Raw genomic sequence first — 14,628 nt, forward strand, 5'->3', positions numbered from 1 at the left:
ACCAAACCTCGCTTCATAAAGTCCATTGGGCATCCGAACTATGTGCAACAACTTCTAGAAATCAAAAGACGGACCAACCCAGTCCATGTGCCAGATCTTCGATGGCTTTAAGGGCAAGAACCGAATTCCCCTTATCGTCCAGCCCGGGGCTCCATGCCACGATCGAGCCAAGGCCGGGGGCGATGGCGACGATCCCTCCTCCAACACCGCTTTTACATGGCAGACCTATACGAAAAGCAACCTCACCTGAGGCATCATAACACCCGCAGGTCATCATCAGGGCGTTGATGCGTCGGGCGCGCTCGGGCGTAATTCCGGCGAGTTCAGCATCTGCCCCCTCGCCTCCGGCCGCAAGAAAACGTGTCGCCATAGCCAATTGGCGGCAGCTCATTGCGATGCTGCACTGACGGAAATAACTCTCGGTGACTTCTTGTACATCGCCTTTGATGTTTCCTTCGGCCAACATGAAGTAAGCCAGAGCCCTGTTCCGGTCGCCTGTGGCAACCTCTGAAGCAAAGACCTCTTCATCCACCGCAATTTCAGGCGTTCCTGCCAGACGGCGGCACAGTTCCAGAACCGGAGACGGGTCGCGGGTTTCAGGCTCATGTTTCAGAATGACATCCGTTACCACAATCGCTCCGGGATTGATGAACGGATTGCGCGGCTTCCCGCGTTCGAACTCTAACTGAACGATCGAGTTGAAGGGGTCGCCTGACGGTTCACGCCCAACCCGCCGCCACAGCGTCGCACCGGTATGTTTGAGAGCGACAACCAGGCCAAATATCTTAGAGATACTCTGGATCGAAAACGGAACGTCACTATCACCTGCGATCAGCGGAGGGCCTTCAAGCGGGGCCACTGCAATTCCGAATTGGTTCAATGAGACATCTGCAAGTTCAGGGATGTAGTCGGCAACCTCTCCACGTTCGGACACACCGGCCATGCGGTTTGCGATCTTGTTGAGTTCTGTTTGGATTTGTTCGGGATCAATCGGTTTGCGCATCTTCGTTCCAAATCTTTGCTGAAACGCCTTTAGTCTCTCCCTCGAACCCCTCAAGGACAAAAGTCGGCTCTTTCCCGGCTTTTCTCTGGCCGAAATAGTCTTTGGTCAGGCGATAAACTGTACCCGACAACAGTAGGATAGCAGTCAAGTTGATAACGGCCATTAGCCCCATTGCCGCGTCCGCCAGATTGAAAACGGTGGCCACGGTCTGCAGCGCGCCCCAAACCACCATCGCCAGGCATGCGGCCCGCAAAACAGCGATGGCGGCTTTGCCTTCCAAGCCAAGAAAGGTCATGGCGTTTTCTGCGTATGAGTAGTTGCCGAGGATCGATGTGAATCCAAAGAATATGATTGCGACGGCAATAAAATACGTACCCACCGGACCCAGATGAACGTCCAGCGCGTTCTGGGTCAATTGCATGCCGGTCGTCCCGCTTCCGTCGATCACACCGGAAAGCAGGATCAAAATCGCAGTCGCCGTGCAGACGAGAATGGTGTCGACAAAACAGCCAAACGCCTGCACCAGCCCCTGGCTGGACGGGTGATGCGGCGATGGCGTGGCAACTGCAGCAATATTTGGGGCGGACCCCATACCTGCCTCGTTCGAAAACAGGCCACGTTTGATACCGTTCAGCATGGCCGCCATTACGCCTCCGGTGACGCCGCCCGCCGCCTCTTGCAGCCCCAATGCGTTGGATACGATCAGCCATAACAGGCCCGGCACCTCGGTGATATTCAGCACCATTACGATAACCGCGATCAAAAGATACCCACCCGCCATGAACGGGACCAGAATCTCGGCCACGCGGGCAATGGCCTTGATGCCTCCAAAGATCACAAACGCCGCTGCTGCAGCGATGCCGACACCAACCCAGAGCTTTTCAATGCCAAAAGCGCCGCTTAGGGCTTCGGCGATCGAATTGGATTGAACCGCGACAAAGATCAGCCCAAAGCTGAAGATCAGGCAGACAGAAAACAACACCCCGGCCCACGGTGCGTTCAGGCCTTTAGAGATATAGAACGCTGGTCCACCGCGGTAGTCGCCCGATTTGGTGGTGATCTTGTAAAGCTGCGCCAAGGTACTTTCGGAATACGCAGTTGCCATGCCGACCAGCGCTACCATCCACATCCAAAAAATGGCCCCTGGACCACCCAGCGTCAGCGCAACGGCAACGCCAGCAAGGTTCCCGGTGCCGACGCGCGATGCAAGGCTGACGGTAAGGGCCTGAAACGGCGTGATACCGCGTTTGTCGGTACTGCGGGCTGACGTAATGACACGCAACATTTCGCCAAAATGCAGAAACTGCGGTGCGCCTAGTCGGATCGTAAAGTAGAGGCCGGCGCCCAAAAGACCGTAGACAAGGACATAGTTCCAGAGGATGCCGTTCAGCCCATCAACAAAGAATTCCATCACATGCCCTCGGTCAATTGGTATCAATAGAATGCGTGCGAAACAGGAGGCGCTCGCACAAAGAAATTCAATTACCAATGCACCTTAGCACTTCAATTTGGCATTCGGGATTTTTTTGAACCGACAGCAAAGTGCGGATCAGAACGGAAAATTTATTAGGGTGAATCTTCTTTTTGAGGTGAGGCGGCCAAGGCCTCGACAGGGGTCATTGTAAATTTGGAATAAAGGCGTGCCGTATTAACTGACACTAATGGCCTATTCGATGTGATAAATGATTAGATGGGTAACAAATGGCCTGATGTGTTCGCGGACAGCTACGGAGAGGATTTCTTGAATGTTCAGTTTTAAGAACCCTTTGCCGATCCGCGGCGCTCTGTTCGGGGTTTTCGCAGGCCCCCTGTTGGTTGTTGGCGTAATGCTCGCCGCCGTCGGTCCTCCCAAACCTGCTATCGCGTGCGCAGTTTGCATCACGTTGCCGGACGCCTCACTGGCGGACCACCTTCTGTCTGCAGAGATTATCGTTCTGGCGAGACCTTCACCGGAGAACTCATTTAAGTACGCCCCGATCACGTTGATCAAGGGCTCGCCCGAGGACCTTGCACGACTGCCAGAGATCCCGTTTCTCGTCGATAGCAATACCCGATCGGTGTTTCGTAACAACCCTGACACGAGCATTCTGTTTACGTATGGCGCTGTCGACAAAGACGCCGCCGGACGCAGCGTTTCACGCAGTTGGAGAAGGATCTTCGCCCTGACGCCAGACAGGACGAGGTTTCTTGAAGATCTTAGAAAAGCTGCCGACAACTGGCCGCCTGGCAGCAAGTACTCCCGAGAACGCGTTGAGTTCTTCGCCGACTATTTGAACTCTGCCGATGGCGTCCTGCGTGACACAGCATTGATCGAGTTGGATCGCGCGCCCTACCCCGTTGTACAAGCCGCGCGCCCATTCGCGTCTACAGACCTATTGGAATCAGAGTTTCGCGACATTAATCGGTTCAGGTTTGTCCCCGTTTCAATTCTTCTTCTGGGTCTACAGGCTGATGATTCCGAGGCCGCCGCGTTCGTGCGCTCACGCTACCCGCGTGCTTTGCAATCCGGCGGTGGTTACCTGTTCGAGTGGGCGCTTGCTGGTTTGGAACTGGACGGGTTGATTGCTGTGAAAGCGGTTGAAGATGCCCTTGAAAGGCCGGGTCGAAAACCAGATGAACGGCAGAACCTAATACGGGCACTGGCAAAAGCAGGTACTGTCTCTGCGAACCTGCGAGATCCAATCATGAGTATTTTTTCCAGGGTATTGAATGAAGACAGTTCGCTAGCTCTGAACGTCGCAATAGCGGTGCGTGACTGGCAGGACAATCGTTTGGACCATCAGCTAAAAGCGATCTTGGACGATACCGAAACCGATCCCGTAACGCGGTTTGTCATTCAATCCAAGCTATCCCCCGCCGACTAAGAACCGCCCTCTCTGAGATCAGTACTAACCGGGAACGACAGATACTCTGTTTGAGATTGGTGCTGGAACGATCTGGCGTTCACAGTCTTAATCATAGTTCTAAATCTTAAGCACACCTTCCGATACATGCCAGAGATTGCAGCATTACCCAGCAAGCAACCTTGGGTCACTCCGCTTGCCAAAGACATTCCACAAAGAACTCAATTTGATACCCGTAAAACATTACGGGACATTGCAATGAACATGGATTCTATCGGAACGCCAGAGCAACTCCGCGACCCAAATTACATTCCCCCGCTGGCAAAGGCGGTTCCCCTTGGAATTCAGCACGTCCTTGCAATGTTTGTATCAAACGTGACGCCAGCCATTATCGTTGCCGGGGCGGCGGGTTTCGGCTTTGGTTCCAATTCCCCGGACTTCCCAGAACTGCTGTATATGATTCAGATGTCGATGCTGTTTGCGGGCATTGCAACGCTGTTTCAATCAATCGGTGCAGGCCCGGTGGGGGCGCGTCTGCCCATTGTTCAGGGCACCAGTTTTGCCTTCATACCGATTATGATTCCGCTTGTTGCGGGAAAGGGCGTAGACGGGCTTGCCGCGCTGTTTGGCGGTGTTCTTGTTGGCGGGCTGTTCCACGCAGCTCTCGGCACAATCATCGGCAAAATCCGTTTTGCGCTGCCGCCTCTGGTTACCGGGCTGGTGGTCATGATGATTGGCCTGGCTTTGGTAAAGGTCGGTATTCAATACGCGGCCGGTGGTGTTCCGGCAATTGGCACGCCAGAATATGGCAGCTTGCACAACTGGTCTGCCGCGCTGGTTGTGATCTTCGTCACCCTCGGACTGAAGTTCTACACCCATGGGATGCTCTCCGTCTCAGCAGTGCTGATCGGCATCCTCGCCGGTTATGTTTTTGCCCTGATGACTGGAATGCTCTCGCTCGATGCGGTCTCAGGATCGTGGAAGAACGCAGCGGCCTTTGCCCTGCCGCAACCCTTCAAATATGGTTTCGAGTTTTCGGCCGCAGCAATCCTAGGCTTCTGCCTGATGGCATTTGTTTCGGCGGTTGAGACCGTGGGCGACGTATCCGGAATTACCCGGGGCGGCGCTGGCCGAGAAGCAACCGAGGAAGAAATCACCGGGGCGACCTATGCTGACGGTGTCGGCAGCGCAATCGCAGGCATCTTTGGCGGGATGCCCAATACCTCGTTCAGCCAGAACGTCGGCCTGATCGCCATGACCGGGGTCATGAGCCGCCACGTCGTCACCATCGGAGCGTTGTTTCTAATCCTGTGCGGCCTGATCCCCAAAGTTGGCGCTGTGATCCGAACAGTTCCAATCGAGGTGCTGGGTGGCGGCGTGATCGTTATGTTCGGCATGGTGGTTGCTGCTGGGGTTTCAATGCTGTCAGACGTCGATTGGGACAAACGCAATATGGTTATCTTTGCCATAGCACTCTCCGTTGGGTTGGGCCTGCAACTTGAACCTGGTGCGGTCCAGCATCTGCCGGATACGCCACGTATTTTGGTAACATCCGGCTTGCTCCCGGCTGCGCTGATCGCCATCGTCCTGAATCTGATCCTGCCTAAGCCGCTGGAACCGGAAGCGACCGAAGAAATCTCGGGCGGAATGGCGCATACAGAACCCATGCCCCATTAGTGCTTTGTAGCCGCCCCACCGCTTCACAAATTGGCGGGGCGGAACCATTGGATGAGAACTTCTCGTCGCGACTTTTATGACCAAGAGGCGGAGTGCGGCACCGCTTGGGCTGGCCGCCCTAGTCTTTTTCGGCTTCCAGCGCCCGAATGCGATCCATGACCTCTTTGGCATGTGCCGGGTCGTTGAAGATACCTGTCAGTATCGCTTCCACGTCTGCTTCGGGCCATGACTTTTTTAGCTCAGAGTATTTTCGCGCGGCGTCCTTGGTTCGTCCCAAGGCGTACAATGCGGCGGTTTGATAGGCGAAAGATGGGGCGCTGATGGGATCGCCATACTCTGCCGCCTTTGAAAATGAGTTCAAGGATTTACGATAGTTCCCCAGATGGAAGTTTGCCGCTCCGTAGATATTCCGGTTCGCAAAGCGATGATTGCTGTTACCTGCGTTTATGGCCTTTTCTGCAATTTCAGCTGCATCTGCAAAACGTCCTGAAAACAGGGCAATTGCTCCATGGATATCCAACACATGCGCATCGTCAGGTGCCAAGGCGACAGCCCTGCTCGAAACTCTCATCGCCTCTTCGTAGTCTCTGTCGGCAAAGCTTACCCAGGCCGCGGCTGACTGTGCCCACGAATCTGAAGGCGCAAGACGCAGCGCTGTCTCGCTCATGGACTTGGCTTGCGCGATTAACTCGCTCTTTTCCTCTCCCGGCGGGGTCATGATTGCGAGTGTGCCAAGCGTTTGCGCTGCTCCGGCGTAGCCCCCAAAGTATTCCGGACCGAGTTCAATTGCGCGGTGAAAAGCATCTGCAACCAATTGTTGGCGATCACGGTCGAACATGGGGAACATCATGCTTCTAGCCTGATCCGCCAAGTTCATGGCCTGTAGCAAAGATGCCGATTGTTCGACGACAGCCTGACGACGCAGTGACGCCTGTCTTTGATCCTGTGGTGGAGCCTCAACTTGTGTGCCAAACCTGTTCTTGAGCGGCCCGAAGGACACTCCGACACCAATGGCCGTCCCAATTGCGAATGCAAGTGCGGCCCAGCCGATGGCACGCCCGGGGCGCGCTTTCTCGTCAGGCAGTGCGACTTCAATCTTTTCAAATCGCGGTCTGTAGCCGCCGGTATCTACAAAAATACGAACTGGATCGGTGCTGCCGGTCGTGTCGTAATAATGCTCCAGATTTTGGCGTAATCTTCGAGCATCCACTCTGACCACATTTTCGATGTCGCCCTCTTCGGCGGGGTCACGATCGTAAACATCCTGCGCAACCGTCTTGCCGCGGATCAGCTCTCCGCGACCTTCCAATTCCTCCGTAACGATGTATTGCAGGAAGGCGCAAAGGCGGTCCAAATGCGCAAACAGATCACTTTCGCAAACTGATTGCAGCGCTCTGACCTTGTCGGTATCGCGAATGTCTGAGTCCATAAAACGGTTTGTTTTGGCTGCTTTGCTGGACGTATTCATATTTTATTATGCACCCGATTTCGCAGTGAGTCACCCCTGTGTCACCGTGACTCCGTTACCAACATCAGCTCCGTGCGAGACACTGACCTTGCATCGCAACCAAGATCGCAACGACGGCGACCCCATCTGAATCCGGTTTGGCCGCCGCGTTCGGTCAGCAAGGGAGTTGATTCATGAAAAAGCGAAAACGGCTATTGAAATACTCGGCCTACCTCGCGGCCGGTATTACCTTTGGGATCTGGTTGGCCGCGCCGAATGGCGGTCTCAGGATCATTGGTGAAGCTTTCGGCCCTTCGATGGCCTTGGCTCAGGAAACGACGCCAGAGGTGTCACCGGTCAAGGCCAGGGAGAGAGAGACTTACTATCCAAACAGTGAAGACCTGCAACCTGATGAAATGAGGGTTGTTGCCTGCGGAACCGGGATGCCGACGACCCGAGCCGCACAAGCCGCGGCCTGTTTCCTGGTTGAGCTTGGGAATGGCGACAAGTTCCTGTTTGATATCGGATCGGGTTCCGCTGAACGCATTTCTTCGCTGCAAATCCCGTACAACTATCTGGACAAGGTGTTCATCGGCCACCTTCACACGGACCATTTCGGTGCATTGCACGATTTGTTCATCGGTGGCGCATTGATGGGGCGTAACGTTCCGTTGCGGGTTTGGGGGCCAAGCGGCGCCTCTCCGGAACTGGGAACTGCCTATGCGCTTGAACGCATGCAGGAAATGCTGTCTTGGGATCTTGCTGGCCGCGCCGGTAACATTGATTTCCGCGGCTACGTGATGGATGTGACCGAGTTTGACTACAAGCTCGAGAATGAGCCCGTCTATGAAGAAAATGGTGTTGTTATTCGTTCTTTCCCGGCGATTCATTCCATCGATGGCTCTGTAAGCTACGCCTTGGAGTGGAATGATCTGAAGTTCGTCTTCAGTTCCGACACATACCCGAACAAATGGTTTGTCGAATATGCCAAGGATGCCGATCTGGTCATCCACGAGTGCTTTATTGCGGTACCCGAATTGGTCAGCAAGATGAAGTTCACACCGGAATCGGCCTTGCAGGTTGGAACCCAGGTGCACACCGCACCAGAAGCCTTCGGCAAGGTGATGAGCGAGATTAAACCGCGCATGGCGGTCGCGTATCATTTCTTCAATGACTACGATACGTCCTCAGGTGTTTATGAACGCATCCGGTCAACCTATGACGGCCCGCTCAGTCTTGCGGACGATTTTATGGTCTGGAACGTGACCAAAGACGACATCCGAGTGCGCATGGCAGTGACCGAAGAACGCACGTGGTCTCCGCCCTTGGCAGCCCCGGCGCAGCCGCCCAATCCGGATGACAAAACGGCCATGGCTGAACAACTGGGTGTCGAAACACTGGATTTCAGTGATTTCATTGCCGCTGGTGTCTGGGATGTCGATGATGTCCTGCGTCCGATCTACGAACAGGCCAGCGAAGCCTTGGGTCATGACTTCCCGTATCCGGAGAAGTCAACGCCCAAGTGACCTCGTAAATACATACCGGCGCCGGTTGGCATCGCCGTCCGGCGTCGGGCTCTGTGCTCCAATTTCCAGGCATCGCCTCGGGCCTTGATTGCGAAGCACAGAGCAGAGCAAGATTCGGAGGATTTTCTAATGACTTGGCTCCAGCGTCTGACCCTTTTGCCGATCTTTTTGGTTTTATCGGTGGTCCCCGCACTTGCTGACTTGCTGCCTGCCAATGGTGCGGAGTCAGCTGCAAACTTTGCCGAAATCTCGGTGATGGAGAAAAAGGTTCGGGTCGCGTTGGAAATCGACTTCGCGGACGTTCATGCGTTTTTGGAGAAAGCGCCAGAAGGCGAAGACCCGGCGGCAAATCTTGCTGCGCGAACCGGCAGGGCGTTTCAGGTATCCGCTGATGGCGCGGCGCTTGTTCCTGAAACCCATGTGCTGGAAGTCCGGCCCAGAAAAACGCGGACAACGGCGTTCAGGCCAACTTATGGGCGCACTGTACAGGACAACCGCTCCCCTCAGGTGATCTATGTCATCCTGGATTACGCCTTTGATCAACAACCAACTGAATTCACTTTTGTGCCCCCACTCACCCAAGGCGGAATGCCCGCCGCATCGGTTGGTGTGATTTTTGATCACTTGGGTGTGGCGGTTACGGATTACCGATACCTTTCACAGCCAGAGGTGTTCCATCCCGATTGGGAAGATCCCTGGTACAGCCGATTTGCGAACCCCAACCTGACCCGCCACCATAAGTCAGCCTTGATGTCATTTGTTTCCGTTGAACCTCGGGAAGTGCGCCACGAAGTGATCTTTCGCCTGCGCGATCTTGAGACGTGGACGAACCTTGATCTTGGCGACGCAACTCATTTGGACCGTGACACTATGGCTGTCGTCAACGAGCGTGCCATCGACCTGTTTTCCAACAGCAACCCAATGGTCATTGATGGGCAAATTGCTCGCCCCACAACCGCAAAAGTCCAACAGTTATCTGTAGGCGTCGAGGGCTTGAAGCTTTTGGAAAATCTGGAACAAACCAACCGCTCAACTGCGCTTTTGGGAATAATCCTTTCCTACCCGCAAGAGAGACTACCCCAGGAAGTTTCTCTGGACTGGGAATTGTTCACCGAGGATGCAACAATCATTCCTCTTCAGGTTACCGATCCCGCAGGTGCCGTACCCGGTCAGGTGACCAGACAGGCGTCAGAGGTCGTTTGGAAGAATTACATCCTAAAATGGAATGAGCCCGAGGTTACGCCCATATTCGTCGCGTCCACCCGGTCTTTTCAGATCCCAACTCCATCATTTGTAATTTTTGCCTTCGCATTGATGCTTGCCGGTTTCGCGTTCAAAAAACGCGATAGCCACTGGAAAGGACTGGCGACTGGAAGTCTGGCACTTTGCCTTTTGTCCGTCGCCGCGTCTTCAATCACGACTAGGATTGCCTTCCAAAGCAAGTCGGTCACGGACACGGCAGCGGCCACACAGATTACCGAAGCCCTAATTTCAAATCTGGCCGTGGCAAGGTTGGAGACAGACGACCAGCGCTTGTCGAACGCTCTGAAGACCTTTGTCACAACCGAAAACCTTGGTGACGTCAAAACGGAAACCATGCGTGGACTGTCGGCCACCCTGCCGTCAGGGGCCGTCGCCAAAACCGATGCGATTGAAGGCTTGGAGGTCGAGCGTGTTGAGCCACTTGCCCAAGGCGGTGACCAAATACTTGCCCGTTGGGAGGCAGCCGTCAGCGGTGGGCATTGGGGCCACATGCATCGGCGCACCGTTTCCTACCGCGCATTGCTGGACGTCAAACATGTCAATGGAGCGTGGTTCCTGTCGGGATTGACGGTCCTCGAAGCTCGCATGGACGCTCAACCCGCAACAACCGGAGGCAACTCATGAAACCTGTTATCTCCATACTCGTGCTGACCGTTTGCTTGCTTTGCCAACCAGCTCTTGCCCATTTCAAACTGAACCAGAACGTGCGGTTGCATCATGTTCTGCATTCGGAAGACGGGCTGGACGTCTATCTGCGCATTCCGATGTCCTACGCGGTTGCCGACTTGGTCGGGCCAGAGGGACCGGATGGGTTACCGGCCCCTGCGCCTTTCACATATAACCGGATCGAAGACGGTGTTCTGATGCACTATGTCGATCAAAACGCCCTGCTCGCTGACCCGAAGGGATTGGCGCAATTGGCGGCTGATGGGGTCGTTCTAACCATTGATGAGCAGACGCAAAACGCTTCTATCATGGCCATCCGCCTGCATTCTCTGGGGTCGGAACCCGGGTTCGCTACGCTGGCCGAAGCGCAAACCGCCTTGGTTGACGGTGAGGTGTTCCTCGCAACAAGCGAAACCTATGTCGGCGACGTGATGGTGGATTTGCATTTGCACTATGCCACCGGGCCCGTCGAAACCTACAGCCTGTCCTATGGCACCAATCCCGGCCTGGCAGGACAAGAAGATACCGCGAACCTGATCCTGGACTACAACGGCGACGAGGTCCGCACCTATCGTGCCACAGGCCTGATGACTGAACCGGTGAAAATCTCAGGGTCTGTGACCGCGGCGGCGTCCACCTTTTTTGTCGAAGGCATCCGACATATTCTGGAAGGGCCTGACCATGTGCTGTTCGTGCTTTGCATGATCATCGGCGCATTGAACCTGCACAGCCTTCTGGCGCGAGTGACTGGATTCACCCTTGGCCACACGATTACGCTGATCCTCGGGTTCTTTGGTTTTGCACCAAGCGGAGCGTGGTTCATCCCGACCGTAGAACTGGCGATTGCATTGTCGATCATCTATGCCGCCATGATGGCCATCCGACCACTAGAACGTGGACACGGAGACCTGAAGGCTTTTGCAATTACCTCGGGCATCGGCTTGCTACACGGGTTCGGGTTTTCCTTCATGCTGCACCAGATACTGCGCGTTGATGCGCCGAATGTCTGGCACAGCTTACTGGCATTCAATGTCGGTGTGGAAGCCGGACAAGTGATGATCGTCCTGCTGGTCTGGCCGCTGGTGCTGTTCCTGCGTAAACAACCGGGGCGGATTTGGGTCGGATCGCGCGCAGCGGTCGCTGTGTGTGCCAGCCTGATTGCGATGGTATGGGTGGTCGAGCGCGCTGAAGTCTTTCTGTGAAGCAGGCGGTTTGATAGGTTTCCATTGGGCTATGCAAGCCCTGCGCTGCTGTACACGCGATAGATTTTCGAACGCGCACCGTTGGCGCTTTTTCGCAATCACAAGCGGGTAGTGGTCGGGCAAAAGCCTGGTGGCATGTTATTGCCATCGCGTTTCAGCGGATAGGCATAGCATGGCTCAATCCCCCGATTTGAAAAGAACTTCCGGGATTTCCCCTTTGCATCTGGTTACAATTAACCCATCTCGGCGACACATTTTCCAAAGGAGAGACACATGTCGCGTACCATTCTATTAGCTGTAGCCATCGCCGCGATTGGCGCTGGCGCATATTATTATCTTACCAAACCCGAACCAACACCGGCCGAACAATTGCAGTCGGCAGCACAGGATGCTGGCGATGCCGTCAGCGAAGCAGCCCAGAACGCTGCCGATGCAGTCAACGATGCCGCAAGCTCGGTAGCCGATCAAGCGACCGAGGGCGCGTCGTCCATCGCGGAACAAGCCACCGATGCAGCCGATCAGGCCGGGCAAGCAGCCACGGATCTGGCCAATCAAGCCGGAGAGGAAGTTGCTGCTCTGGCAACTCAGGGTCAGGACTTGCTGAACTCGTGGATTGAGAATGGCACGCTGAGCCTCGAGAATTTTGACTATGACACGATGGTCGCCTCAATTCAGGAAAGCGAACTGGCGCAGGACCTGCAAACGCAGGCCATTCAAATTCTGGACGACATCAAGGCGTCACCAGAAACGATTGCGGTTAAAATTCAGGAACTCCGCGATCTGCTTTCGGGACAGTGAAGCAGACGGGTCGCCCGGTTTGGGCGGCCCGCCTTTCGGACGTGATGCAGGTTCCACCCACGTCAGGGTATCGATCGATTGACGCGCAACGGCGCTTTTGTTTGGCTGTCACCGACTTGTAAACAAACCCCAATTCAAATGTTGCACGGCGCGCTTTACAGTTGCTGTCGGTGACTGGGTTTCGTCAGCATTCCGATCGGTTCAGAAACAAGGAACAACTATGACCACCCTGCCCCAAACCATGTTCGCAACCGTCCTTTTGCACGACGGCTATTCCGGTGAAGCCACCGGCCCCTATATCAGCGACGCGGCTGATTGGCTTTCCGAAGCAGAGGTGCCGGTTCCCGAACCCGGCCCGGGACAGGTATTGATAAAACTGCGCGCGGCCTCGGTGAACCCTTCCGATATCCATTTCATCAAAGGCGAATACGGGCAGCCCCGCGTCAAAGGCTCTGCCGCCGGATTTGAAGGTTGCGGCGATGTCGTTGCGACCGGTCAAGGTTCCGAGGCGCTAATGGGCCAGCGCGTTGCCTTCATCACTGCCGGTTCCGGTGCTTGGGCCGAATATGTTCTGGCCCCGGCCATGATGTGTATCCCGCTGCGCCCGGAAATTTCCGACGAAGACGGTGCCGCGCAGATCGTGAACCCTCTGACCGCGATGGCGATGGTCGATATTGCCCAGAGCGCCGGGGATGCCTTTGTAATCTCGGCTGCCACCAGTCAATTAGGCAAATTGATGTGCGGTCTTGGGCGCGATCTTGGTCTGAAACCTATCGCGCTGGTACGGCGCGGTGAAACGGTCGATATGTTGAAAGATCACGGAGCGGCGGAGGTACTGGTGACTACTGATCCGGATGTCGCGCAGAAATTTGTAGATGTCAGCAAGGCGCTGAAACCTCGCGTGTTCCTGGATGCCGTTGCTGACCAACTGTCCGAGGAGGTCTTCTGCGCCATGCCCAATCAGGCGCGTTGGATCTGCTATGGAAAGCTCAGTGCCGAACTGCCGCGACTGACGCAGATGGGTCAACTGATCTTTATGGGCAAACGGATTGAAGGGTTCTGGCTGACCAATTGGGTCACCTCCACCCCGCCGCAGGATCAGGCGCGCGTCGTGGGCGAGGTTCAAGCCCGCTTTGCCGACGGTCGCTGGAAAACCGATATTTCCGAAAGGCTTGCATTGAAGGATTTGGTGCAAAATCTGGCCGAAGCACTGAAAAAGAGTGACGGAAAGGTGATTATCACGCCATAGTAGAACAAAGCCCCGGGTGACGGAGGACCACCGGGGTGGTCAAATCGTCGGGTCTACCGGCTGGGAGGGTGAAATTGGACAACGCGCAGCTGCTGATCAGCGGGCTGGCAAACGGCTGTGTCTATGGCCTGATCGCGCTTGGTTTTGTGTTGATCTACAAAGCGACCGAGGCGGTGAACTTCGCGCAGGGCGATTTCATGATGCTGGGCGCCTTTGTCACCATCGGGCTGACCAATACCGAATATATGGGGCTGCCTTTCTGGCTCGCTCTGCCGATCTCGCTGGGTATCATGGGGGCACTTGGGTATCTGCTCGACCGGCTGATCATCCGCCGCCTGTTCGGGGAAAGCCAAACCGCCGTGGTCATCCTTACCATCGCACTAGGGTTTGTGATCCGCTTTGTCGCCGGGCTGATCTGGGGGCATGAACCGCAAACCTTGCAGAACCCTTTGGCCGGAAAGGAATTCCGGTTTGGAGGCATCGTTCTGGGCATGGAGGATGTAGCCGTAATCGTCGTCACCGTTCTGCTAACATGGGCGATGTATGTGTTTTTCAACCGGACGAAACTTGGACTGGCGATGCAGGGTGCATCGCAGAACCAGTTGGCGGCCTATTACATGGGCATTCCCGTCAAACGCGTTCAGGGTTTCATCTGGGCTTTGGCTGGTGTTGTTGCGGGTATTGCCGGCGTGTTGTTTGCCGCCAAGGGCGCGGTCGATCCAACCACCGGTCTGCTGGGGATCAAGGCCTTCGCCGCTGCGGTGATCGGCGGGCTGGGCAGCCTGCCGGGCGCACTGGCCGGAGGGCTGATCGTTGGCGTCATCGAGCCGTTTGCCAGCCGTTATGTCGCTGCGGGCTACAGTCAGATTGCGCCTTACGCCCTTTTGCTGGCGGTTCTGATCTTCCGTCCCAACGGGCTGTTCAGTCAGGTTCGGGTCAAGAAGGTATAGGCCC

The 14,628-nt window shown here is 55.5% G+C and carries 11 protein-coding genes; 8 read left to right on the forward strand and 3 right to left on the reverse strand.

The annotated features are described in order from the left end of the window. Positions 1-61: 61 nt before the first annotated feature. Entirely contained in the window at positions 62-1,003 is a 942-nt protein-coding gene (locus tag ACXAGD_RS07850) for a glutaminase (RefSeq protein WP_475209426.1), read from the reverse strand. Continuing rightward, on the reverse strand, positions 987-2,414 hold the full coding sequence (locus tag ACXAGD_RS07855) for an alanine/glycine:cation symporter family protein (RefSeq protein WP_475209427.1): 1,428 nt from the start codon (positions 2,412-2,414) through the stop codon (positions 987-989). Before ACXAGD_RS07855 ends, ACXAGD_RS07850 begins: the two co-directional genes overlap by 17 nt. Before the next feature lie 334 nt (positions 2,415-2,748). On the opposite strand from ACXAGD_RS07855, the gene ACXAGD_RS07860 reads away from it, so the two are divergent. Then, entirely contained in the window at positions 2,749-3,867 is a 1,119-nt protein-coding gene (locus ACXAGD_RS07860) for a hypothetical protein (RefSeq protein WP_475209428.1), read from the forward strand. Positions 3,868-4,104: 237 nt separating this feature from the next. After that, positions 4,105-5,523: a uracil-xanthine permease family protein gene (locus ACXAGD_RS07865; RefSeq protein WP_475209429.1), complete on the forward strand. Its 1,419-nt coding sequence runs from the start codon at positions 4,105-4,107 to the stop codon at positions 5,521-5,523. 118 nt (positions 5,524-5,641) lie between these two features. Here ACXAGD_RS07865 and ACXAGD_RS07870 read toward each other — a convergent pair whose 3' ends face one another. Further along, entirely contained in the window at positions 5,642-6,952 is a 1,311-nt protein-coding gene (locus ACXAGD_RS07870) for a tetratricopeptide repeat protein (RefSeq protein ID WP_475209431.1), read from the reverse strand. Between the two features lie 212 nt (positions 6,953-7,164). Between ACXAGD_RS07870 and gntH the strand changes: the two genes are divergently transcribed. From gntH to ACXAGD_RS07900, 6 genes are all read left to right on the forward strand, one after another. Continuing rightward, positions 7,165-8,496 (forward strand): guanitoxin biosynthesis MBL fold metallo-hydrolase GntH, encoded by a 1,332-nt coding sequence (gene gntH / locus ACXAGD_RS07875; protein WP_475209432.1) that lies wholly within the window; start codon positions 7,165-7,167, stop codon positions 8,494-8,496. A gap of 129 nt (positions 8,497-8,625) precedes the next feature. Next, positions 8,626-10,383 carry a hypothetical protein gene (locus ACXAGD_RS07880; protein ID WP_475209433.1) on the forward strand — a complete coding sequence of 586 codons (1,758 nt, stop codon included), beginning with the start codon at positions 8,626-8,628 and terminating at the stop codon, positions 10,381-10,383. Beyond that, positions 10,380-11,627 carry a HupE/UreJ family protein gene (locus ACXAGD_RS07885; RefSeq protein WP_475209434.1) on the forward strand — a complete coding sequence of 416 codons (1,248 nt, stop codon included), beginning with the start codon at positions 10,380-10,382 and terminating at the stop codon, positions 11,625-11,627. The genes ACXAGD_RS07880 and ACXAGD_RS07885 overlap by 4 nt, the downstream gene beginning before the upstream one ends. Positions 11,628-11,900: 273 nt before the next feature. After that, positions 11,901-12,425 (forward strand): hypothetical protein, encoded by a 525-nt coding sequence (locus ACXAGD_RS07890; RefSeq protein ID WP_475209435.1) that lies wholly within the window; start codon positions 11,901-11,903, stop codon positions 12,423-12,425. A gap of 220 nt (positions 12,426-12,645) precedes the next feature. Then, positions 12,646-13,674: an alcohol dehydrogenase catalytic domain-containing protein gene (locus ACXAGD_RS07895; RefSeq protein WP_475209436.1), complete on the forward strand. Its 1,029-nt coding sequence runs from the start codon at positions 12,646-12,648 to the stop codon at positions 13,672-13,674. Positions 13,675-13,748: 74 nt separating this feature from the next. After that, positions 13,749-14,624: a branched-chain amino acid ABC transporter permease gene (locus ACXAGD_RS07900; protein WP_475209437.1), complete on the forward strand. Its 876-nt coding sequence runs from the start codon at positions 13,749-13,751 to the stop codon at positions 14,622-14,624. The last annotated feature ends 4 nt before the right edge of the window (positions 14,625-14,628 follow it).

Source organism: Ruegeria sp. ABF4_144 (assembly GCF_056160045.1).

Bases quoted from the DNA above. Each gene is read 5' to 3' on its own strand.
- ACXAGD_RS07850 (WP_475209426.1), bottom strand. From the start codon at position 1,003: ATGCGCAAACCGATTGATCCCGAACAAATCCAAACAGAACTCAACAAG.
- ACXAGD_RS07855 (WP_475209427.1), bottom strand. From the start codon at position 2,414: ATGGAATTCTTTGTTGATGGGCTGAACGGCATCCTCTGGAACTATGTC.
- ACXAGD_RS07860 (WP_475209428.1), top strand. From the start codon at position 2,749: ATGTTCAGTTTTAAGAACCCTTTGCCGATCCGCGGCGCTCTGTTCGGG.
- ACXAGD_RS07865 (WP_475209429.1), top strand. From the start codon at position 4,105: ATGAACATGGATTCTATCGGAACGCCAGAGCAACTCCGCGACCCAAAT.
- ACXAGD_RS07870 (WP_475209431.1), bottom strand. From the start codon at position 6,952: ATGGACTCAGACATTCGCGATACCGACAAGGTCAGAGCGCTGCAATCA.
- gntH (WP_475209432.1), top strand. From the start codon at position 7,165: ATGAAAAAGCGAAAACGGCTATTGAAATACTCGGCCTACCTCGCGGCC.
- ACXAGD_RS07880 (WP_475209433.1), top strand. From the start codon at position 8,626: ATGACTTGGCTCCAGCGTCTGACCCTTTTGCCGATCTTTTTGGTTTTA.
- ACXAGD_RS07885 (WP_475209434.1), top strand. From the start codon at position 10,380: ATGAAACCTGTTATCTCCATACTCGTGCTGACCGTTTGCTTGCTTTGC.
- ACXAGD_RS07890 (WP_475209435.1), top strand. From the start codon at position 11,901: ATGTCGCGTACCATTCTATTAGCTGTAGCCATCGCCGCGATTGGCGCT.
- ACXAGD_RS07895 (WP_475209436.1), top strand. From the start codon at position 12,646: ATGACCACCCTGCCCCAAACCATGTTCGCAACCGTCCTTTTGCACGAC.